At 68.7% G+C, this 20,232-nt stretch carries 20 protein-coding genes; 11 read left to right on the top strand and 9 right to left on the bottom strand.

All coding sequences use genetic code 11. The features are described 5' to 3' along the window. The 3 genes from C8J26_RS21145 to C8J26_RS02005 form a co-directional block, all read left to right on the top strand. Nucleotides 1-124, top strand: a 124-nt coding sequence (locus tag C8J26_RS21145) for a flagellin (RefSeq protein WP_425275393.1), incomplete at its 5' end; no start/stop codon positions are given. A gap of 305 nt (nucleotides 125-429) precedes the next feature. After that, nucleotides 430-1,257: a flagellin N-terminal helical domain-containing protein gene (locus C8J26_RS02000; protein WP_107956506.1), complete on the top strand. Its 828-nt coding sequence runs from the start codon at nucleotides 430-432 to the stop codon at nucleotides 1,255-1,257. Nucleotides 1,258-1,431: 174 nt separating this feature from the next. Then, the gene (locus C8J26_RS02005; protein WP_107956507.1) at nucleotides 1,432-2,223 is read left to right on the top strand and encodes a DUF72 domain-containing protein; all 792 of its coding nucleotides are present in this window, start codon (nucleotides 1,432-1,434) and stop codon (nucleotides 2,221-2,223) included. Between the two features lie 63 nt (nucleotides 2,224-2,286). Here C8J26_RS02005 and C8J26_RS20345 read toward each other — a convergent pair whose 3' ends face one another. From C8J26_RS20345 to hemC, 4 genes are all read right to left on the bottom strand, one after another. Continuing rightward, a complete protein-coding gene (locus C8J26_RS20345; RefSeq protein ID WP_156359533.1) occupies nucleotides 2,287-2,439 on the bottom strand; it encodes a hypothetical protein in 153 nt (50 codons plus the stop codon). 160 nt (nucleotides 2,440-2,599) lie between these two features. Beyond that, a complete protein-coding gene (locus C8J26_RS02010) occupies nucleotides 2,600-3,487 on the bottom strand; it encodes an MICOS complex subunit MIC60 (RefSeq protein WP_082445123.1) in 888 nt (295 codons plus the stop codon). A 66-nt stretch (nucleotides 3,488-3,553) separates the two neighbouring features. Beyond that, a complete protein-coding gene (locus C8J26_RS02015) occupies nucleotides 3,554-4,261 on the bottom strand; it encodes a uroporphyrinogen-III synthase (RefSeq protein ID WP_107956508.1) in 708 nt (235 codons plus the stop codon). Continuing rightward, nucleotides 4,258-5,163 carry a hydroxymethylbilane synthase gene (hemC, locus tag C8J26_RS02020; protein ID WP_107956509.1) on the bottom strand — a complete coding sequence of 302 codons (906 nt, stop codon included), beginning with the start codon at nucleotides 5,161-5,163 and terminating at the stop codon, nucleotides 4,258-4,260. The genes C8J26_RS02015 and hemC overlap by 4 nt, the downstream gene beginning before the upstream one ends. Nucleotides 5,164-5,223: 60 nt before the next feature. On the opposite strand from hemC, the gene tsaD reads away from it, so the two are divergent. Then, nucleotides 5,224-6,252 (top strand): tRNA (adenosine(37)-N6)-threonylcarbamoyltransferase complex transferase subunit TsaD, encoded by a 1,029-nt coding sequence (tsaD, locus tag C8J26_RS02025; protein WP_107956510.1) that lies wholly within the window; start codon nucleotides 5,224-5,226, stop codon nucleotides 6,250-6,252. Then, nucleotides 6,249-7,226: an NAD(P)H-dependent glycerol-3-phosphate dehydrogenase gene (locus C8J26_RS02030; protein WP_107956511.1), complete on the top strand. Its 978-nt coding sequence runs from the start codon at nucleotides 6,249-6,251 to the stop codon at nucleotides 7,224-7,226. The genes tsaD and C8J26_RS02030 overlap by 4 nt, the downstream gene beginning before the upstream one ends. A gap of 36 nt (nucleotides 7,227-7,262) precedes the next feature. On the opposite strand, the gene C8J26_RS02035 is transcribed toward C8J26_RS02030, so the two are convergent. Together C8J26_RS02035 and C8J26_RS02040 are read right to left on the bottom strand one after the other, a co-directional pair. Beyond that, entirely contained in the window at nucleotides 7,263-9,119 is a 1,857-nt protein-coding gene (locus C8J26_RS02035; protein ID WP_107956512.1) for an AsmA family protein, read from the bottom strand. Nucleotides 9,120-9,331: 212 nt separating this feature from the next. After that, nucleotides 9,332-9,490, bottom strand: coding sequence for a DUF1674 domain-containing protein (locus C8J26_RS02040; RefSeq protein ID WP_082445075.1), 159 nt, complete (start codon nucleotides 9,488-9,490; stop codon nucleotides 9,332-9,334). 102 nt (nucleotides 9,491-9,592) lie between these two features. On the opposite strand from C8J26_RS02040, the gene C8J26_RS02045 reads away from it, so the two are divergent. The 6 genes from C8J26_RS02045 to C8J26_RS02070 all read left to right on the top strand — a co-directional run bounded on the left by C8J26_RS02045 (nucleotide 9,593) and on the right by C8J26_RS02070 (nucleotide 17,158). After that, nucleotides 9,593-10,882 carry an RsmB/NOP family class I SAM-dependent RNA methyltransferase gene (locus C8J26_RS02045; protein ID WP_107957018.1) on the top strand — a complete coding sequence of 430 codons (1,290 nt, stop codon included), beginning with the start codon at nucleotides 9,593-9,595 and terminating at the stop codon, nucleotides 10,880-10,882. A gap of 134 nt (nucleotides 10,883-11,016) precedes the next feature. Further along, nucleotides 11,017-11,673, top strand: a complete 657-nt coding sequence (rpe, locus tag C8J26_RS02050; protein WP_107956513.1) for a ribulose-phosphate 3-epimerase — start codon at nucleotides 11,017-11,019, stop codon at nucleotides 11,671-11,673. Continuing rightward, nucleotides 11,670-13,418 carry a heparinase II/III family protein gene (locus C8J26_RS02055; RefSeq protein WP_244185118.1) on the top strand — a complete coding sequence of 583 codons (1,749 nt, stop codon included), beginning with the start codon at nucleotides 11,670-11,672 and terminating at the stop codon, nucleotides 13,416-13,418. Before rpe ends, C8J26_RS02055 begins: the two co-directional genes overlap by 4 nt. A 192-nt stretch (nucleotides 13,419-13,610) precedes the next feature. Further along, nucleotides 13,611-15,173, top strand: coding sequence for a bifunctional phosphoribosylaminoimidazolecarboxamide formyltransferase/IMP cyclohydrolase (gene purH / locus C8J26_RS02060; protein WP_107956515.1), 1,563 nt, complete (start codon nucleotides 13,611-13,613; stop codon nucleotides 15,171-15,173). A 258-nt stretch (nucleotides 15,174-15,431) separates the two neighbouring features. Then, the gene (locus C8J26_RS02065; RefSeq protein WP_056053652.1) at nucleotides 15,432-15,770 is read left to right on the top strand and encodes a P-II family nitrogen regulator; all 339 of its coding nucleotides are present in this window, start codon (nucleotides 15,432-15,434) and stop codon (nucleotides 15,768-15,770) included. Nucleotides 15,771-15,796: 26 nt separating this feature from the next. Next, complete coding sequence (locus C8J26_RS02070; RefSeq protein WP_107957019.1) at nucleotides 15,797-17,158, top strand: ammonium transporter; 1,362 nt, start codon at nucleotides 15,797-15,799, stop codon at nucleotides 17,156-17,158. 479 nt (nucleotides 17,159-17,637) lie between these two features. Here C8J26_RS02070 and C8J26_RS02075 read toward each other — a convergent pair whose 3' ends face one another. The 3 genes from C8J26_RS02075 to recQ are packed head-to-tail and all read right to left on the bottom strand — an operon-like array spanning nucleotide 17,638 to nucleotide 20,227. Beyond that, nucleotides 17,638-18,036 (bottom strand): hypothetical protein, encoded by a 399-nt coding sequence (locus C8J26_RS02075; RefSeq protein WP_107956516.1) that lies wholly within the window; start codon nucleotides 18,034-18,036, stop codon nucleotides 17,638-17,640. Then, on the bottom strand, nucleotides 18,033-18,461 hold the full coding sequence (locus C8J26_RS02080) for a protein tyrosine phosphatase family protein (RefSeq protein WP_056412914.1): 429 nt from the start codon (nucleotides 18,459-18,461) through the stop codon (nucleotides 18,033-18,035). The genes C8J26_RS02075 and C8J26_RS02080 overlap by 4 nt, the downstream gene beginning before the upstream one ends. Further along, nucleotides 18,458-20,227 carry a DNA helicase RecQ gene (gene recQ / locus C8J26_RS02085; protein ID WP_107956517.1) on the bottom strand — a complete coding sequence of 590 codons (1,770 nt, stop codon included), beginning with the start codon at nucleotides 20,225-20,227 and terminating at the stop codon, nucleotides 18,458-18,460. The genes C8J26_RS02080 and recQ overlap by 4 nt, the downstream gene beginning before the upstream one ends. Nucleotides 20,228-20,232 lie beyond the last annotated feature (5 nt).

The following is a 20,232-nucleotide window of genomic DNA, read 5'->3' on the forward strand; positions in this document are numbered from 1 at the left end:
AGACACCGACTTCTCGTCGGAAACGACTGCGCTCGCCAAGGCGCAGATCCTGAGCCAGGCATCGACCGCGATGCTGAGCCAGGCCAACCAGAGCCAGCAGGGCGTTCTGAAGCTGCTCGGCTGATCCGGTTCGGTGCCGGCACCGCCCCCCTAGGGTGACGGCGCCGATCGGAGCGATGACGCGCACGCGCTTTCCCGTGCGGCGTTCAGGATCCAGAGACTCGAACCCCGGCGACCAAAGGTCGTCGGGGTTTGTTCGTTCTCGGCCGACAGGAAAACTCCAGCAAGATTTTATAAACCAAAGAAAAAAGCGGCAATATATGGCCGGTTTTATTTAAGTCCGGCGGGATCCTGCCGTTACTTATTATGGCGGCACGGCCCTTCGCCACGGGGGCGGCGGGGATCGCCGAGAATTACTGGAGTTTTACAATGTCTGTCATCGGCACCAATGTTTCCGCACTGCGCGCGACCAACGCTTCGACCAAGGCCTCGAACATGCTGGCCACGTCGATGGAGCGCCTGTCGACCGGCAAGCGCATCAATTCGGCCAAGGACGATGCCGCCGGCCTCGCCATCTCGTCATCGATGACCGCGCAGATCAAGGGCATGAACCAGGGCGTCCGCAACGCGAACGACGGCATTTCGATGGCGCAGACCGCCGAGGGCGCACTCGACGAGGTCACGAACAACCTGCAGCGGATGCGCGAACTCGAAGTCCAGAAGGGCAACGGTACCTATTCGCCCGACGACATCAAGAACATCAAGTCCGAGCAGGACGCGCTGTCCAAGCAGATCACGAGCGTCCTGACGAACACGAAGTTCAACGGCGTGGCACTGTTCGCCGGTACCGCAGGTAAGGGCACCGACGGCAAGGTTTCGATCCAGGCCGGTGCCAATGCGACCGACGCGATCGAGCTTGACCTCGGCGGGGATCTTTCCGCCGCCGCCACGGGTGTCGGCACGGTCGTGACCGCAACCGGCTCGGCAGGCGCGCTTTCCGACTACGACACGGCGATCTCGAACGTCTCGAACCGTCGCGCAAACCTCGGCGCGTCGCAGAACCAGTTGCAGTCGGCGGTCAACAACCTGACCTCGAACGCGACCAACCTGTCGGACGCCAAGAGCCGCATCGAGGACACCGACTTCTCGTCGGAAACGACTGCGCTCGCCAAGGCGCAGATCCTGAGCCAGGCATCGACCGCGATGCTGAGCCAGGCCAACCAGAGCCAGCAGAGCGTCCTGAAGCTGCTTCAGTAATCCGAGCACCGGCATTGGCATCGCCCCCCAAGGGTGCCGATGCCGGTCGGATCCGCCCGCGCCTGGCGCGAGCGGTACGAAACCCCGGCGGCCTCGGCCGTCGGGGTTTTCTGTTTGGGGCGGGCGCCGACGGGCAATCGCCAAGCGCCGCATCGCCGCGCTACACTCCGCCGCATGACCATCCGAATCGGCATTGGCGGCTGGACCTACGCGCCGTGGCGGGGGACCTTCTATCCCGGGAAATGGCCGCAGACGCGCGAGCTGGACTATGCCGCGGCGCGCGTCACCGCGATCGAGATCAACGGCACCTATTATAGTAGCCACAAGCCTGCGACGTTCGCGTCCTGGGCCAAGGCTGTGCCCGATGGCTTCGTCTTCGCCCTCAAGGCGTCGCGCTATTGCACGAACCGCAAGGTGCTGGCGGATGCTGGCGAGTCGATCGCCAGGTTTACCGGACAGGGCATCGTCGAGCTGGGTGACCGCCTCGGGCCGATCCTGTGGCAGTTCATGGCGACCAAGCGGTTCGATCCCGAAGATTTCGGTGCGTTTCTCAAACTCCTGCCCGCCAGCCAGGATGGTCTTGCGCTACGCCACGCGATCCAGGTCCGGCACGAGAGTTTCGCGGTGCCCGAATTCGTCGCGATGTGCCGGGACGCGGGCGTCGCGATCGCGTTCGCGCAATCGGCCGGATACCCCGCGATTGCCGATGTCACCGGCGACTTCGTCTATGTGCGGCTGGAAGATGCCGAGGAGCGGTTCGTCGCGGGCTATGCGCCGAGCGCGCTCGATGCGTGGGGGGCCAGAGCGAAGACGTGGTCGGCGGGTGGGCGACCAGAAGGCCTGCCTTATGTCGAGGACGTCGTTCCGCCGGATCGCACCCGCGATACGTTCGTCTTCGTCATCAACGGCGCCAAAGTGCGCGCACCCCACGCAGCAATGGCGTTGATCGAACGCATCGCACCCTGACCGCGAGAGGACCGGGACGGGTCCGATAGGGTGGGGCACAAGCGGTGAGGTCGCGCGGCGCGGTCAGGCCTTGCCTAGGAGGATTGCGGCGATCTGCTCTCTGTACAGACCGGCAAGACTCAGATGCATCTCCATCACCTGCGCGGTCAGCGCCAGCGCGGCGAGCTGGAGATGACGCCCATGCCAGAGTTCGAGATCCTTCGGGGAGCGGGGCATGAACTGCATCATGTGCCCAGTCTGGGGGCATCGGGTTAAATTAACGCTATTATGTCAGTAATATGATCACAATCTAGATCAATATATCAGTCGGAATGGTTGTATCGGACACGGGCAGAATGCCCGATTTTTCCGACACCCGACCGCGCCCGTCGGCGGTCTATATGCCGGCTGCGTCGTCCGGCGTCGCGGTTTCCACGACCGGCGCGGGGATGACCACCGGAGCCGGCTGGGGTTGGCCGGCCTGTCCGATCAGCGCGGTGTTCTCGATCACGTCGAGCGCCTGGCGCGCCACGACGTACCGGCGGGCGGCGCTCATCCAGTTGCCGGCCTGTGCCGCACCCGGCAAGCGCGCGACTTCGGCGCGGGCGGCTTCGACCTGGCCGGCTTCGAGCAACCGGCGTGCGCGGGCGAGGCGATCGGTCGGCATCGGCGATGGGGTGCCGGCCTTGCGCAGGACCACGAGCGAGTCGATCTGATGTTGCAGCGTGTCGAGCCAGCCATCGCCGGTCGACGCAGTGATGTCGGGCGCGATCGTGTCGAGGCCCTGGCGCAGATCCTCGAGCGTCACCGGCTGGCGTGCGGCCTGGATGAGCGTGGTCGTCGCGCGCGGCTGCGCCTGGGCGAACCGCAACCGCAACTGTTCCTCGAGATAGCCGAGCCCGACCCCGCGATCGAGCGCACGGCGCGCAGCGAATGCCACCATCAGCCCTTCGGCGCGCGTCGCCTGTCCGCCGGCCGCGGTGGCATCGGTGGTGATCGTCGCGGTGCGCGCCTCGAGCGCGGTCAATTGCGCCGCCAGCGTTGCTTCGCGCGTCGCCAGAACGGCGGTATCGACCGGCGCTGCGGCCTGCGGCTGACCATCGGGGCCGAGCGGCTGCGACGGAATATAGCCTGCATTGCCCGCGGCAGCCTTCTGTCCGGCAGCGGTCGATGCGGCATTCGTCGCGCGGAAGGTGGCGAACCAGGGCAGCGTCCGGACCGCATAGCCCATCAGGCCGAGCCCGGCGATGAAGGCGAGGCCGACCAGCGCCAGGATGACGCCCATTCTGGGTCCGCGTGCCCGTGGGCGGTCGGTCGGCACGTAGTCAGTCATGGCGTGCTTATCTCCGGCCTAGCCACGCTGGTCAATCGCGCGTGTGTTCGCACGTGCAGCAGCACATGCGACGACCGCGGCATCGGTCGGTTGCGGGGCGATCGTGACGTCTTGCCAACCCGCGCCGGCGGCGTCGCCGACCGCCTGGCTGATCGCGACGAGCGCGATCCGCGCACGCGCCGCTCCGCTCGCATCGACCAGCGCGGCCAGCCGCATCGCGGCGCGTGTCGAATGGAGCAGTATCGCGTTATTCTCGAACGACCGTGCAACCGCGTCGTCGAGCGGCACGGGATTGCTGGCATAGACGGTGACCGGCTCGACAGCGCGATCCCGGTCCTCTGCCTCACCCGTGGCCGCGCGGTCGCGGCCCGTGAGATGCAGCAGCCGGGCAAAGCCGCGGTCCTGTGCCAGCGCGACGGCCGCTCGCCCGTCCGCGTTGCCGGTGAGCGCAACGCCGAACCCGGCCGCGCGCGCCGCCGCCGCCGTCGCCTGGCCAACCGCGACGACGGGCAAGTGTTTCAACGCCTCGACCCCGATACCGGCGTGGCGAACCGCGTTCGCGCTTGTCAGCAACAGTGCGTCGAACCGGGCGGGGTCGGGCGAGGTCCAGTCGACCGGCACGACCGCGAACAGCGGGATCTGGCGCACGTCCATCCCCAGCGCCCGCAGCGCGGTGGCGGTGCGCGTGTTGCCGGGCTCCGGCCGCAGCACCACGACCGGCGTCATGCGGAGAATAATCGTCTCACGCTGGCCGGTGCGCGTGCGAGCAGATCCTCCGCAAGCGCCGTCCCGAGATCGTCGTCGACCGTCCCCTCGATCGATCCCGCGACGTCGCACGCGCCGTCCTCCGCGATCAGCTCGGCGCGGAGCGTCAGCGTCTCGCCCGCGAGCGACGCCAGCGCCGCGACCGGCGAGTGACAGTCCGCGCCGAGCCGCGCGAGCAGCGCACGCTCGGTCAGCACGCACAGGCTCGTATCGCGGTGGTCGATCGCCGCGACGATCCCGCCCGCTGCGCTCCCGGCGAGCACCTCGATCCCGACCGCCCCCTGCGCGGGCGCGGGCAGCATCACATCGGTCGGGATCGCATGGCCGTCGTCGCGCCCGAGCCGGTCGAGCCCGGCGGCCGCCAGCAACGTCGCGTCCATCTCGCCGCTCGCCACCCGGCCGAGCCGCGTATCGACGTTGCCGCGGATCAGCACGATCTCCAGGTCGGGCCGCAGCCGCAGCATCTGCGCGCGCCGCCGCGGCGAACTCGTGCCCACCACCGCGCCTTGGCGCAGGTCGGACAGCGTCTCCGCGCCGATCAGCCGGTCGCGCACGTCGGCGCGCGGCAGCATCGCCGCGATCGCCAGCGTATCTGGCCGGATCGTCTCGACGTCCTTCATCGAATGCACCGCGCAGTCGATGTCGCCGTCGTGCAGCGCGCGATCGAGCTCCTTGGTCCACAGCGCCTTGCCGCCGATCTCGGCCAGCGCGCGATCCTGTACGCGGTCGCCGGTGGTGCGGATCACGACGATCTCAACGGCGTCGGGCGACCAGTCCTGCGCCGCACACAGCGCATCGCGCACCATGGCTGCCTGGGTGAGAGCGAGCGGCGAGCCGCGCGTACCGAGCCGAAAACGAGTCATTCGCGTGCCATGCAGAAAGGGCAGGGCTTCGACAAGCGCCGGCGGGCACGATAGGACGCGGTGATGATCATTCTCGGCATCGAATCCTCCTGCGACGAAACCGCCGCCGCGCTCGTCACCGGCGACCGACAGGTCCTCGCGCACCGGCTGCTCGGACAGGAGGCCGCGCACGCGCCGTTCGGCGGCGTCGTCCCCGAAATCGCCGCGCGCGCGCATGTCGAGGCGCTCGAGCCGCTGATCGTCGCGGCCTTGGCCGACGCGGGGCTCAAGCTGGCCGATGTCGATGCGATCGCCGCCACCGCCGGGCCGGGACTGATCGGCGGCGTCATGGTCGGGCTTGTCACGGGCAAGGCGCTCGCGCACGCCGCGGGCAAGCCGTTGATCGCGGTGAACCATCTTGAAGGCCATGCGCTGTCGCCGCGGCTGTCCGACCCCGACCTCGAATTTCCGTACCTGCTGCTGCTCGTGTCCGGCGGGCATTGCCAGTTGCTGCTGGTCGAGGGTGTCGGCGCGTACCGGCGGTTGGCGACGACGATCGACGACGCGGCGGGCGAGGCGTTCGACAAGACCGCCAAGCTGCTCGGGTTGGGCTTTCCCGGCGGCCCCGCGGTCGAACGCGCCGCCGCGCTCGGCGACCCGAAGGCGGTGCCGCTGCCGCGTCCGCTCAAGGGCTCGGCCGAACCGCATTTCTCGTTCGCCGGGCTGAAGAGCGCGGTCGCGCGCGTCGTCGGGCAGTATTCGCCCGAGGATCTCGCTGCCTCGTTCCAGGCCGCGGTGGTCGATTGTCTGATCGACCGCACGACCAAGGCGTTGCGTACGTCGCACGGCGCCACCGCGCTCGTCGTCGCCGGCGGTGTCGCGGCCAACACCGCGGTGCGTGGCGCGTTGCAGGCGCTCGCCAGCGCACACGGCCTTCGCTTCGTCGCGCCGCCTTTGTGGCTGTGCACCGACAACGCTGCAATGATCGGCTGGGCGGGGGCCGAGCGATTCGCGGCGGGCCTCACCGATCCGCTCGACGTCGCCGCGCGCCCGCGCTGGCCGCTCGATCCCAACGCCGAAGCGGTGCGTGGCGCGGGGGTGAAGGCATGAAGATTGGGGTCATTGGTGGCGGCGCGTGGGGCACCGCGCTCGCGCAGGTCGCGGCGCACGAAGGGCGTGAGGTTATCCTGTGGGCGCGCGAACCCGCGGTCGTCGACTCGATCAACGCGACCCATGAGAACGCACTGTTCCTGGCGGGTGTCGCGCTCTCGCCAACGATCCGCGCGACGGACGACCTCGCCGCGCTAGCCGGCATGGACGCGATCCTCGTCGTCGCGCCGGCACAGCATGTCGGCAGCGTCCTCGCCGCCGCGCCGGTCGGCCGCATCCCGCTCGTGCTGTGCGCCAAGGGGATCGAGGCGGGCAGCAAGCGGCTCGTCGGCGAAGTCGCGCGCGCGGTGCATCCCGACGCGCCGATCGCGGTCCTCTCCGGCCCGACCTTCGCACACGAGGTCGCCGCGGGATTGCCCACCGCGGTGACGCTCGCATGTGAGGATGCCGAGCTCGGCGAGCGCCTCGCGGCACGGCTCGCCGCGCGTCATTTCCGTACTTACGCCTCGACCGACGTCGCGGGGGCGGAGATCGGCGGCGCGGTGAAGAACGTCCTCGCGATCGGCTGCGGCGTGGTCGAGGGCGCAGGGCTCGGCCAGAACGCGCGCGCCGCGCTGATCGCGCGCGGGTTCGCCGAGATGACGCGGTTCGGCCTCGCCCGCGGCGCGCGCGCGGAAACGCTGGCGGGCTTGTCGGGGCTTGGCGACCTCGTCCTCACCTGCTCCTCGCCCAGCTCGCGCAACTTCTCGCTCGGCGTCGGCCTCGGCCGCGGCGACTCCGCAGCCGCCCTTCTGTCCGACCGCCGCACCGTCGCAGAAGGCGCCTTCACCGCCCCCGTCCTCCGCGAAGCCGCGCGCGACGCGGGGGTCGACATGCCGATCACCGAGGCCGTCTGCCGCCTGTTGGAAGGTGCGCCCGTCAGCGACGTGATCGGCGACCTGCTCGCGCGGCCGCTCAAGGGCGAGGCCGGCTGACCCTAGATCCTCCCCCTGGCGGGGGAGGATCTAGGGTTACCGCAACACGCGTGCCGCCAGCCCCGAACAATCCGCATCGCTTGCGACCGGACCCTGCTTCCCCGTAATCCCCCGGCCGATCGCCTTTAAGATGTTTCCGACCGACTTCACCTCGGGCGGGATCGTCACCTGCGGCCGCTCTATCGTCCCCGTCATATAGGCCGACCCCGGCAACCGCAGCAGCGCATGCTGTTTGGGCGTGCCCGTCAGCCGGATGTCGAGCGTCTCGCCGGGAAACACCACGCTCCCTTGGCCGCGCAACTGGCTGGCGGTCGTGTCGACGATCATCGGATCGACCCGTCCGCGCCCGCGCGTCACGTCGAGCTTGAGCACCACGCACCGCAGACCCGCACGCTCGCCATCCTTCGCCAGCAACGCGCGCGCCGCATCGAACCCCAGCGCCGCCGCGATCCCCTGCGGCAAATGCCCGTCGCGCGCGACGAACCCGATCGTGCCGTTCGATCGCCCGACCGCCGCACGGATCGTCTCGCCGGGTCCCTTCAGCCGCACGCGCGCGCTGAGGTTGCCGCTGAAATCGCCGCCGCCGCCCGCGATATCCTGCACGCTGCTGCCGCGCAGCCGGAGGTCGATATCGACCGTGGGCACCTTGCGGTCGCCGCGCTGGTCGACGGTCACGCGTCCCGTGACGTTACCATGCGGCAGCCGCGCGACCAGATCGCTCAGCGTCAGCAGCTGGTGGTCGATCGCCAGCACGCCCTTGGCGGACAGGATCGGCGACGCGCCCTTGCCGCTGACGATCCGCCCGATCCGAAACCCCATCCGCGCATCGGTGGTGTCGATCTTGCCGATATCGATCCGCGTATTGGGCACCAGCCGCGGCCCGATCGCGCGTTCCAGCGCGGCGCCCTCGGCCTTGCCCTGGTCCGACGCCAGATCGCCGAAGTCGAACTGCCGCGACACGATATCGCCGTCCACTTTGCTGCGCCCCGCCTGCTTGTCGACCGTGACATGGCCGGTGAAATCGGACCGCCCGACCACGCCTTTCAGCTCCGTCACCGTCCATTTCGGCTGGTCGTGACGGACATGCGCGCTGAACGACACCGGCTGCGTGCGGAACAGCCCCGCCTCGATCACCGCGTCGATCAGCTTCAGATCGGTCGCGCGCGCGGTCACGTCGAGGCTCATCGCATCGGTATCGAGCGGCCGGTCCATCCGGCCCTTGGCGCTGATCGACAGCGCATCGCCATCGATCGACGCGGTGAACGGCCAGGGCTTGCCCTGGAATTTCGCCACCGAGGGCCCCGCGACCGCGATCCGAACGGCCGCGCCGCGGATCGTGCCGCTGCCGGTCGCGCGGATCCCGTGCACCGGATCCGATACGAACCGCGCCGTGGCAAAACGGTCCTGCTTGTCGTCGCGATACGTGATCACACTGTCGCTGATCGTCAGCGCGTCGAGATCGGTCGAACTCCCGCCGCTTTTGGGCTTGCCCGGCCGCTCCCAATTGGTTCGGCCATGCTTGTCGCGCACCAGCACGAGCCGCAGCCCGCGCGCCTTCACGTCGCGCGGTCCGAACGCGCCCTTGAGCAGCGCGAGCCCGGAAAACGTCGCCTCGGCTTCGCGCAACCGCACGAAATCGCCCTTGCCGGCCCAGTTGGCCTGCGGGATCCGCACATCGGTGATCCGGATCGTCGGGTTGAACCCGAACGCATCGACTCGCTCGATCCCGCCGATCGTCACCGGCCGCCCGAACCGCGCGGTGAGCTGCCGCTGGATCACGCCTTTCAGCGATCCCCAGGGGAAGGCGGCCAACCCCACCAGCCCCAGCACGAGCACGCCCGCGACGACGATGCCGGTGATTTTCACCCAGCGTTTTTCGAAGAATCCCCTCATCTTACCGCGACGCGCCGAGCGGCCATTCGTTCCGCCTGCGTCAGGACCGCTGCCGCAGATTTAGCCCGTCACCCCAACTTTACCCCGTCACCCTGACTTTACCCCCGTCATCCTGACTTCACCCCCGTCATCCTGACGAAAGTCAGGATCCAGAGCCCGTTACGGTGTCGTTCGTGATCCTGGATCCTGACTTTCGTCAGGATGACGAGATGTCAGAAATCGATCGCCATGCCCTTCAGCTCCCAGTCGCCATAACGCGTGGGATCGCGCGGCTCGGGGTCCTTGTCGGGCACGATCGGCTCGGGTTTCGGCACCGGGGTGGTCTTCGCGAGATATTCGGGTGGCTTCACATGATCGGGGCGCTGGCCCATCGCGGCTCTCCGGATTTGCGTGTTGGCGTCGTTATCGCCAAATGGGCCTTGTCGCGCGACTTTCCAATGGACGCAGCGGCACCCGAACGCGAAGGACCTTTGATGCCCGACTATACCCACGCCCCCGAGCCGCTTGGCGTCCCCACACGCCGCGCCGCGCTCCGCCTGCTCGACGCCGTGCTCCGCCGCGGCGAGTCGCTCGAATCCGCGCTCCCCGCCGCGACGCGCGCGATCCACGGCCCCGATCGCGGCCTCGCGCATGCGATCGCCGCCGAGACGCTGCGCCGCCTCCCCGATCTCGACGCGATGATCGATTCGGTCACCAAGACCAACCTGCCCGACGATGCGAAGGCGCGGATGGCGCTGCGCATCGCGCTCGTCCAGGTGCTGATCCTCGGCACGCCGTCGCACGCCGCGATCTCGACCGTGCTGCCCTTGGTCGACGGCGGCCCGCGCAAACTCGTCCACGGCGTGTTCGGCACGCTGTTCCGCGCCAACATGCTGCTCCCCGAGGTGCCGACACTGCCTGCCCCCGTCGAACTGCGCTGGGAAGCCGCGTGGGGCGAGGAGATGGTCGACGCCGCCGGCCGCGCGATCGCCGCGCCGCCGCCGCTCGACCTGACGATCGCCGACCCCGCCGAAACCGAAGGCTGGCGCGAGAAACTGGGCGGCGAGAGCTTCATGCCCGGCCATCTCCGCCTCGGCGACCACGACTCGGTCCCCGACATGGCCGGGTTCGGCGACGGCGCCTGGTGGGTGCAGGACATCGCCGCCTCGCTTCCCGCGCGCCTGCTCGGCAAGGCGCCGTCAGAGGGTGGGGGCCATGTCCTCGATCTGTGCGCCGCGCCCGGCGGCAAGACGCTGCAGCTCGCCGCGGCCGGCTGGACCGTCACCTCGGTCGACAATTCGCAGAGCCGGATCAAGCGCCTGCGCGAAAACCTCTATCGCACACATCTGAAGTCGGAAGTCGTCAACGCCGACATTCTCGAATGGGCGCCGACCGAGCCCGCCGACGCGATCCTGATCGACGCGCCGTGCAGCGCGACGGGCATCTTCCGCCGCCACCCCGACGTTCTCCACCGCGTTCGCCCCTCGATCATCGCCGAGACCGCGGCGTTGCAGGCACGCATCTTCGCGCGCGCCGCGGACTGGGTGAAGCCCGGCGGCACGCTCGTCTATGCGACCTGCTCGCTCGAACCGTCGGAAGGCGAAGCGCAGCTCGACGCGTTCCTTGCGGCGCGTAGCGACTACACGATCGTGCCGGTCGAACAGGCCGAACTACCCGCCGGCATCACCCCGACCGAAGCCGGCACCGTCCGCACGCTTCCCGGCATGCTCGCCGAGCAAGGCGGCTGCGACGGCTTCTTCATCGCCCGCCTGAAGCGCAGCTAACCAGGAAGGCCGTTCCCCCGCGAAAGCGGGGGGCCAGGATCACGCAGCGCGCCGCTCGTGACCCTGGATTCCTGCCTCCGCAGGAAAACATGAAGGGCTGGTACAGCGTACCAGTCCCGCGCTAGGACACAATCATGCAACCCGTCCGCATCGCCCCCTCGATCCTCTCCGCCGATTTTGCCAAACTCGGCGGGGAGGTCCGCGCCATCGACGCCGCCGGCGCCGACTGGATTCATATCGACGTGATGGACGGCCATTTCGTCCCCAACATCTCGTTCGGTCCCGCGGTCATGAAGTCGGTGCGCGGCGTGACCACCAAGCCGTTCGACGTCCACCTCATGATCGCCCCCGTCGACGCCTATCTCGACGCGTTCGCGGAGGCCGGCGCCGACTGCATCACCGTGCATTACGAGGCCGGCCCGCACATCCACCGCTCGCTCCAGCACATCAAGAGCCTCGGCAAGCGCGCGGGGATCGTGATCTGCCCCGGCACGCCCGCCAAGATGCTCGACTATCTGCTCGACATGGTCGACCTTGTGCTGGTGATGAGCGTCAACCCCGGCTTCGGCGGCCAGAGCTTCATTCCGAGCCAGCTCAAGAAGATCGCCGCGATCCGCAATATGATCGACAAGAGCGGTCGCGCGATCGACCTCGAAGTCGATGGCGGCGTCGATGCCGAATGGGCGAAGCGCTGTATCGAGGCGGGCGCCGACGCGCTCGTCGCCGGCACCTCGGTCTTCCGCGGCGGCCCCGATCACTATGCCGCCAACATCGCCGCGTTGCGGGGGTGAACGAACCGTATAACCTGACGCGCGATGTCGTGACCGATCCCGCGCCCGACGGGATCGACGAAGGTCGTCGCCTGATCCGTCTCGGCGGCGACAAGGGGCTGTCGCTCGCCGATCGCCTGGCCGAGCGCTTCCACCGGCTGACGTGGCGCACCCCGCTCCACACGCTGCGGCTCAAGGGACGCTACCCGCTCAAGCTGATCGCGGTCCCCGACGACCCCATCCTCGGCGACATCCCGCGCGGCACGATGCTGCTGGAGGGCGTGCTCGCGTTCCGCGGCGAAGCGCGCGATATCGAGACGCTCGATCTCGCCAAGCCGCTGCCGAAACCCTTCGCCGAATATCTGCAGAGTTTCGCGTGGCTGCGCGATCTGTCGACCGTCGCGACCCGCTCGCGCGGCGCGCCGATCGCCGAATATCTCATGGGCCTCTGGCTGACCGCGCACGCCGACACGCAGGGCGGGATCGCGTGGCGCCCGGACATGTGGGGGCGGCGGATCCTCGCCTGGACCGCGCACGCGCCGCTGATCCTCTCGTCGTCCGACCAGATCTACCGCTCGAAGGTGCTCAACGCGCTCGCCAAGGGCGCGCTCCACCTCGATCGCAATGCCGACAAGGCCCCCGCGGGCGCGCCGCGCATCGCCGCGTGGTGCGGGGTCGTCGCGGCGGGCCTCCTGATCCCCGGCGGCGAACCCCGCCAGGCGTTCGGGGAGGCCGGGCTGCTCCGCGCGCTCGGGACCGGTCTGTTCGACGACGGCGGCTCGGTCTCGCGCAGCCCGGCGATGCTGCTCGATTCGATCCAGCTGCTAACGTTGCTCCAGGAGAGCTACGCCGCGCGCGGTGCCGAATTGCCCGAGACGGTCGCGGTCACGCTCACCCGGATGGTCGCAGCCCTGCTCGGTGTCGCGCACGCCGATCGTGGGTTGTCGAGCTGGCAGGGCGGCGGTCCGTCGAGCGAAACGCAGGTCGCCGCGGTGATCGAGGCGAGCGGCGTGCGCACGCGTCCGCTCCGCCAGGCGCGCGACTGGGGCTATCAACGCCTCGCGGCCGGCACCGCGGTGCTGATCGTCGACGCGGCACCGCCGCCGATCGCGCGGCTCGTCGAGGGCGGCTGCGCGTCGACGCTGGCGTTCGAATTCTCCGACGGCCCGGCACGGATCGTCGTCAACTGCGGCGGCGCGCGGGCCGGGATCGCGCAGCTGCCCGCGGCGATGGTCGAGGGGCTGCGCTCGACCGCGGCGCATTCGACGCTGACGATCGCCGACAGCAACTCGACCGCGATCCTGGCCGACGGCACGCTCGGCCGCGGCGTCGGCGAAGTCGAACTCAGCCGCCAGGAATCGGAGGCTGCGAGCCGGATCGAGGCGAGCCATGACGGCTATGTCCGCCGCTGGGGCTTCCTCCACCGCCGCCAGCTGATGCTCACCGGCGACGGTCGCGAACTGCGCGGCGAGGATGCGCTGTTGCCGCAGGGGCGCAAACGCCGCGTCGGCCTGTCGCTGTTCGCGATCCGCTTCCATCTCGGCGAAGGCGTGCAGGTGTCGCCGACCGCGGATGGCCTTGGCGCGATCCTCCGTCTGCCCGGCGGCGCGCTCTGGCAGTTCCGCTGCCGCGGTGGCGCGTTGGTGGTCGAGGACAGCGTCTGGATCGACGCCGACGGCCGCCCGGTCGCGACGCAACAGCTGATGATCACGGGTGAGGCGGCGGCCGGTGGCGCTAGCGTGAGTTGGGCGCTGAAGAAGGCCTGACGGTCACCGCCATCATCCCCCACCGCCGTCATCCTGACGAAAGTCAGGACCCAGGATACCAAACGACCGCGCCCGTGGCTCTGGGGCCTGACTTTCGTCAGGATGACGTAAGGAGGAGAGCGCAAGCCCCCCTGTTCCCCAACGGCAACCGACGCTAAGGCCCGCCGCACGGCGACTCCACGAAAGACCCTCATGACCAGCATCCCGATCAAGCGCGCGCTCCTGTCCGTCTCCGACAAGACCGGGATCGTCGATCTCGGCACCGCGCTCGCCAGCCACGGCGTCGAACTCGTCTCGACCGGCGGCACCGCCACCGCGCTGCGCGCCGCGGGTCTCACGGTGCGCGACGTGAGCGAACTCACCGGCTTCCCCGAGATGATGGACGGCCGCGTCAAGACGCTCCACCCGATGGTGCATGGCGGCCTGCTCGCGGTCCGCGACGACGCCGGCCACGCCGCCTCGATGGCCGAGCACCAGATCGGCGCGATCGATCTCGTCATCGTCAACCTCTACCCGTTCGAAGCTACGGTCGCAAAAGGGGCAGATCGAGAAACGGTGATCGAGAATATCGACATCGGCGGCCCCAGCATGGTCCGCTCGGCGGCCAAGAACCACGCCTATGTCGCGATCGTCACCGACCCCGCCGACTATGCGCTCGTGTCGGGGGGCACCACCACGCTCGACGACCGCAAGACACTCGCCGCCAAGGCCTTCGCCACCACCGCCGCCTATGATTCGGCGATCGCGACGTGGTTCGGCACCGTCGACCAGGCCGAGGAATTCCCCGCGACGCTGCCGATCACGCTCAAGCGCGGCGACACGCTGCGCTACGGCGAGAACCCGCACCAGTCCGCCGCCTTCTATACGGCGACGGGCAGCGTCCGCGGCATCGGCCAGGCGCGCCAGCTCCAGGGCAAGGCGCTGAGCTACAACAACCTCAACGACGCCGACGCCGCACTCGAACTCATCGCCGAGTTCCGCGACGCCGACCCCTCGGTCGTCATCGTCAAGCACGCCAACCCGTGCGGCGTCGCCACCGCCGCCACGCTCGCCGAAGCCTATGCCGCCGCGTTCGCGTGCGACACGGTGTCGGCATTCGGCGGCATCATCGCCGTCAACCGCACGCTCGACGCCGAGACCGCGCGTGCGATCACGGGCATCTTCACCGAAGTCGTCGTCGCGCCCGATGCAGACGACGACGCGATCGCGCTGTTCGCCGCCAAGAAGAACCTCCGCCTGCTGCTCACCGGCGCGCTCCCCGATCCCGCGCGCACCGGCCTCACCGCCAAGTCGATCGCGGGCGGCTGGCTCGTCCAGGGCCGCGACAACGGCACGCCGGGCGAACTCACCGTCGTCACCAAGCGCCAGCCGACCGAGCAGGAACTGATCGACTGCCGCTTCGCCTGGACCGTCGCCAAGCACACCAAGTCGAACGCGATCGTCTACGCCAAGGACGGCAGCACCGCGGGGATCGGCGCGGGCCAGATGAACCGCCTTGAGTCCGCGCGCATCGCCGCGTGGAAGGCGAAGGACGCCGCGGACAAAGCCGGTTGGGGCACGCCGCGCACGATCGGCTCGGCGGTCGCCTCCGACGCGTTCTTCCCGTTCGCCGACGGGCTGCTCGCCGCGGTCGAGGCAGGCGCCACGGCCGTGATCCAGCCCGGCGGCTCGATCCGCGACGCCGACGTCATCGCCGCCGCGGACGAAGCCGGTCTCGCGATGGTCTTCACCGGCATGCGCCACTTCCGCCACTGATACAGCCCGCATTGTTCCCGCGCGAAAGCGGGGGCCCAGGACCACGAACGCCATCGTGCGTACCCCTGGGCTCCCGCTTCCGCGGGAGGACAGCGGTGTGTGGCAAAGCTGCCCATAAAACAGGCACGCTCGCCGCACTGCACAAGTTTTAACCCCAAATCGCCCGCTGCTCGCCTTCCGAGCGCCGTCCACCCCTCCGCACCAAAACTGGCACGCACATTGCGATGCGGTTCCCAAGACAACTGGGGAAGGGGCGCGATGAAACTCGTCATTGCCATCATCAAGCCGTTCAAGCTCGACGAGGTGCGCGAAGCGCTCACCACGATCGGCGTGGCGGGCATGACGGTCACCGAGGTCAAGGGGTTCGGCCGGCAGAAGGGCCAGACCGAAATCTATCGGGGGGCCGAATACAGCACCAACATGGTGCCCAAGATCAAGATCGAGGTGGTCTGCGCCGCCAGCCTGTCCGACCGCGTGGTCGAGGCGATCCAGGCCTCGGCGAACACCGGCGCGATCGGCGACGGCAAGATCTTCGTGCTCGACGTGGGGCAGGCGGTGCGCATCCGCACCGGCGAAACCGACGATTCAGCCCTGTGACAATGAACGACTCGAGGGGGGACATGATGAAGCATGATATGAAGACGGCCGCCGCCGCGGTCCTCGGGTTCGGCGCGGCGATGATCGCCGCCGCCCCCGCCTGGGCGCAGGACGTCGCCGCACCCGCCGTGGCGCCGGTCGTCGCGCCCGTGGTGGCGACCGTGAACAAGGGCGACACCGCCTGGATGATGACGTCGACGCTGCTGGTGCTGATGATGATCGTCCCCGGCCTCGCGCTATTCTACGGCGGCCTCACCCGCGCCAAGAACATGCTGTCGACGATGACCCAGATCGGCGCGGTCGCGTGTCTCGCGATGCTGCTGTGGGTCATGTACGGCTACACGATGGCGTTCGGCGACGGCGGCGGCGAGTATATCTCGGGCTTTGGCAAGGCGCTGCTCCGCGGCATTACGCCCGACTCGACCGCGGCGACCTTCACCGCGGGCGTCGCGATCCCCGAATATGTCTTCATCTGTTTCCAGATGACGTTCGCCGCGATCACCATCGCGCTCGTGCTCGGCTCGGTCGTCGAGCGCATGAAGTTCTCGGCGGTGATGGTGTTCGCCATCGTCTGGCTGACGATCGTCTATTTCCCGGTCGCGCACATGGTGTGGGCATCGGGCGGCAAGTTCTTCAAGATGGGCGCGCTCGATTTCGCCGGCGGCACCGTCGTCCACATCAACGCGGGCGTCTCGGCGCTGGTCGCAGCGCTCATTCTCGGCAAGCGGATCGGCTACCCCGCCGAGCGCATGGCACCGCACTCGCTGACGATGACCGGGGTCGGCACCGGGCTGCTCTGGGTGGGCTGGTTCGGCTTCAACGCCGGCTCGGCGCTCGAAGCGAACGGGTCTGCGGGTCTCGCGATGCTCAACACCTTCGTCGCCACCGCGTCGGCCGGCCTCGCCTGGATGCTGATCGAGCGCGTCAACGGCCACAAGGGTTCGGCACTCGGCTTCTGCTCGGGCATCATCGCCGGCCTCGTCGCGGTCACCCCGGCGGCGGGCAATTCGGGCCCGTTCGGCGCGATCATCCTCGGAGCGGTCGCCTCGGTGGTCTGCTATTATGCGGTGACCTTCCTCAAGCCGAAGCTCGGCTATGACGATGCGCTCGACGCGTTCGGCATCCACGGCATCGGCGGCATGATCGGCGCGATCGGAACCGGCATCGTCTACGCTCCCGCGTTCGGCGGCCCCGGCAAGCCCGATTTCGACATGGGCCACCAGCTCTTCGTCCAGATCGCCGCTGTTGCTACCACGATTGTCTGGGCTGCGATCGGCACCGTCATCGCGATCTACGTCGCCAAGGCACTGACCGGCCTGCGCGTCTCGCCCGAAGTCGAAACCGAAGGTCTCGACATCGGCGAGCACGGCGAGCGCGCGTATAACTGATCGGTATCGGGCCGGACGAGCCCGAACCCACGACGTTCCTCCTGCGGACAACCTTGGCTCGGTATGGCAACATACCGGGCCATTTTTCTAGTTGATCGAAGTGGTGCTTCGATCGCGTTCGAGGAGGGGGGCGCCTTGAAAGTTCTCCTGAAAGCGGGCGTTCAGGGCCAGGCAAAGCTACGAGAGTCAAATCCCCCTTCCGCTTGCGGGAGGGGTTAGGGGAGGGGCCGACGTACGTACTGGCCTCCGGTCCATGGGGCTAGCCCCTCCCCCGACCCCTCCCGCAAGCGGAAGGGGAGCAGAAGAGTGCCATTTCGACTCTGTTCGCCGCTTATGTCCTAAGTGCCGGTACACCCCGGCAAAGGCCGGGGCCCAGTTGGAAGGTCTCAGTACCGACGTGCCGCGTTCCGTTAGCGCCGTCTCCCAACTGGACCCCGGCTTCCGCCGGGGAGGAACGCGTCAGCCGTCAGCGAACCGCGTCAGACCCGCACGCCCTTCGGCGCCAACCGCCGGATATCGAGCACGTCGACCTGCGCGAGCATGACAGCCCCCAGCGTGCGGTCCCCGGTCTCGACGAGGATACCCTCGCGCGTCGCGCGCACGGTGCGCCAACTCACCTCGCGCACAGCCAGCCGCTTGCCGATTCGCCGGACCGCCGCGACTCGCCCGTCGGCCGCGATCGCCAGCGCGCCATGGCCATCCGCCCCGACGACCGCGCCCGCCACCGCAAAGCCCGGAAGCTGTGCCTGCGCGGCATCCGCCGCTTCTTCGGGCGTCTCGATCTTCATGACGCGCCGCATCCGCACGGCGGCCCAGGCCAGCCCCGCGAGCAGCACCACCACGACGGCCACGATGCCGCCGACGATCGCAGGCGTCATCGCGGCCCTGCGAGCGCGTCCAGCATCGGGCGAATACCGCGCAGGTCGTACCCGGCGTCCTCGGCCTGGGCGAGCAGCAAATTGGGGTTGCGCCCCTGCTTCGCCGCCGCCAGTGCCCACAAATTGCAGCTCCGCGTGCCCGACCGGCAATAGGCCAGGACGGGGCCCTTGGACTCCACCAGCGCCGTGGTCATCGCGTCGATCTGCGGATGCGAGAAGCCCGCATGCGTCACCGGAATAGAGAAATAGGCCAGACCGGCCGCCTCTGCCGCCGCACGGATCGAATCGCCCGAAGGCTGGCCCGCATCCTCGTCGTCGGGGCGGTTGTTGACGATCGTCTTGAAGCCCGCCGCGGCGATGTCCGCGACCTGTTCGACCGCGATCTGCGGTGCGACCGAAATGCTTTCGTTGATGTGCCGGATCATGCGGACTCGCGGATAACTGCCAGAAAGGCATCTCCATAGGCGTCGAGTTTGCGCGCGCCAATGCCCGACAGCACGGCGAGCGCCGCGCGCGATGCGGGCCGCTGCGCCGCCATGTCACGCAGCACCGAATCGTGGAAGATCACATACGGTGGAACGCCCGCTTCCTTCGCCAGATCGCGCCGACGGATGCGCAGTGCCTCGAACAGCGGATCGTCGACCGGGTTCGGCACCGCGCCCGCCGCAGCCTTGCGCCGCCGCTCGCGCTTGGGCGGCACGATCACCGACAATGCGGCCTCGCCCTTGAGGATCGCCTTCGCCGCTGGGCCGAATTCGAGGCCGCCATGCGGATTGGTCCGCAGCGCATCCTTCAGCATCAGCGCGCGCGACACGGGTTTGAGCAACGCCACCTCGTCGCCCTCGACGATCCCGTAGACCGACAGCGCCTCGTGCCCGTTCATGAGGCTGCGCTCCGACGACACGCCGGTCAGGATGCCCTCGATATAACCGACGCCGAACATCTGCCCGGTGCGGAACACCGCCGACAGGAATTTCCGCGCGGTCTCGGTCGCGTCGACCGCGTCGACATTGCCGAGGCAATTGTCGCAATTCCCGCAATCCTCGAGCCGCTCCTCGCCGAAATGCTTGAGCAGGATGCGGCGCCGGCACCCCGCCGTCTCGACCAGCCCGCCCATCGCGGTCAGCCGCTGGCGTTCGCCTGCCTGCCGCTCGGGCTCGACCTCGCCGATCCGCTGGCGCGCGCGCGCGAAATCCTCGGCGCCCCAGAACAGATGCGCGATCGCCGGGTCACCGTCGCGCCCCGCGCGGCCGGTCTCCTGATAATAGGCCTCGATCGATTTCGGCAGCCCGGCATGCGCGACGAAGCGCACGTCGGGCTTGTCGATCCCCATCCCGAACGCGACCGTAGCGCAGATCACCATGTCCTCGCTCGCGACGAAATCCGCTTGGTTCTTCGCGCGCACCTGCGGATCGAGCCCGGCATGATAGGCGCGCGTCGGCCGTCCACTGCGCCCCAGCGCCTCGGCGAGCTTCTCGGTCGCGGCGCGTGTCTGCGCATAGACGATCCCCGGCCCCGGGATCTTCTCAAGGATATCGGCGATCTGCCGGTTGACGTTGTCGCGCGCGGAAATCGCATAGCGGATGTTCGGCCGGTCGAACCCCGACACAATCAGCCCCTCGCGCGAGATCCCCAACTGTTCGAGGATATCCGCGCGCGTATGTGCGTCCGCGGTCGCGGTCAGCGCGAGCCGCGGCACGTCGGGAAAGCTGTCGAGCAGCGGCCGCAGCAACCGGTAGTCGGGGCGGAAGTCGTGCCCCCACTCGCTGACGCAGTGTGCCTCGTCGATCGCGAACAGCGAGAGCTTCGCCTGCGACAACAGATTGCGGAAGCTCTCGTTCGAGGCCCGCTCGGGCGCGACGTATAGCAGGTCCAGATCGCCCGCGCGGAACCGCGCGATCGTCTCCTCGCGATTGGTATCGACCGAGGTCAGCGTCGCCGCCTTGATCCCGACCGCGGTCGCCGCGCGCAACTGGTCGTGCATCAGCGCGATCAGCGGCGACACGACGACGCACGTCCCCTCGAGCATCGTCGCGGGCAGCTGGTAGCAGAGCGACTTGCCCGCACCGGTCGGCATTACCGCCAACGTCCGCTGCCCCGCGAGCACACGGTCGACGACATCGCGCTGCACGCCACGAAAATCAGGAAAGCCGAAGATGCGCTGGAGATCGGGGAGGGGGTCGAGTGCCATTGCCT

Source organism: Sphingomonas aurantiaca, from assembly GCF_003050705.1.
Taxonomy (GTDB): domain Bacteria; phylum Pseudomonadota; class Alphaproteobacteria; order Sphingomonadales; family Sphingomonadaceae; genus Sphingomonas; species Sphingomonas aurantiaca.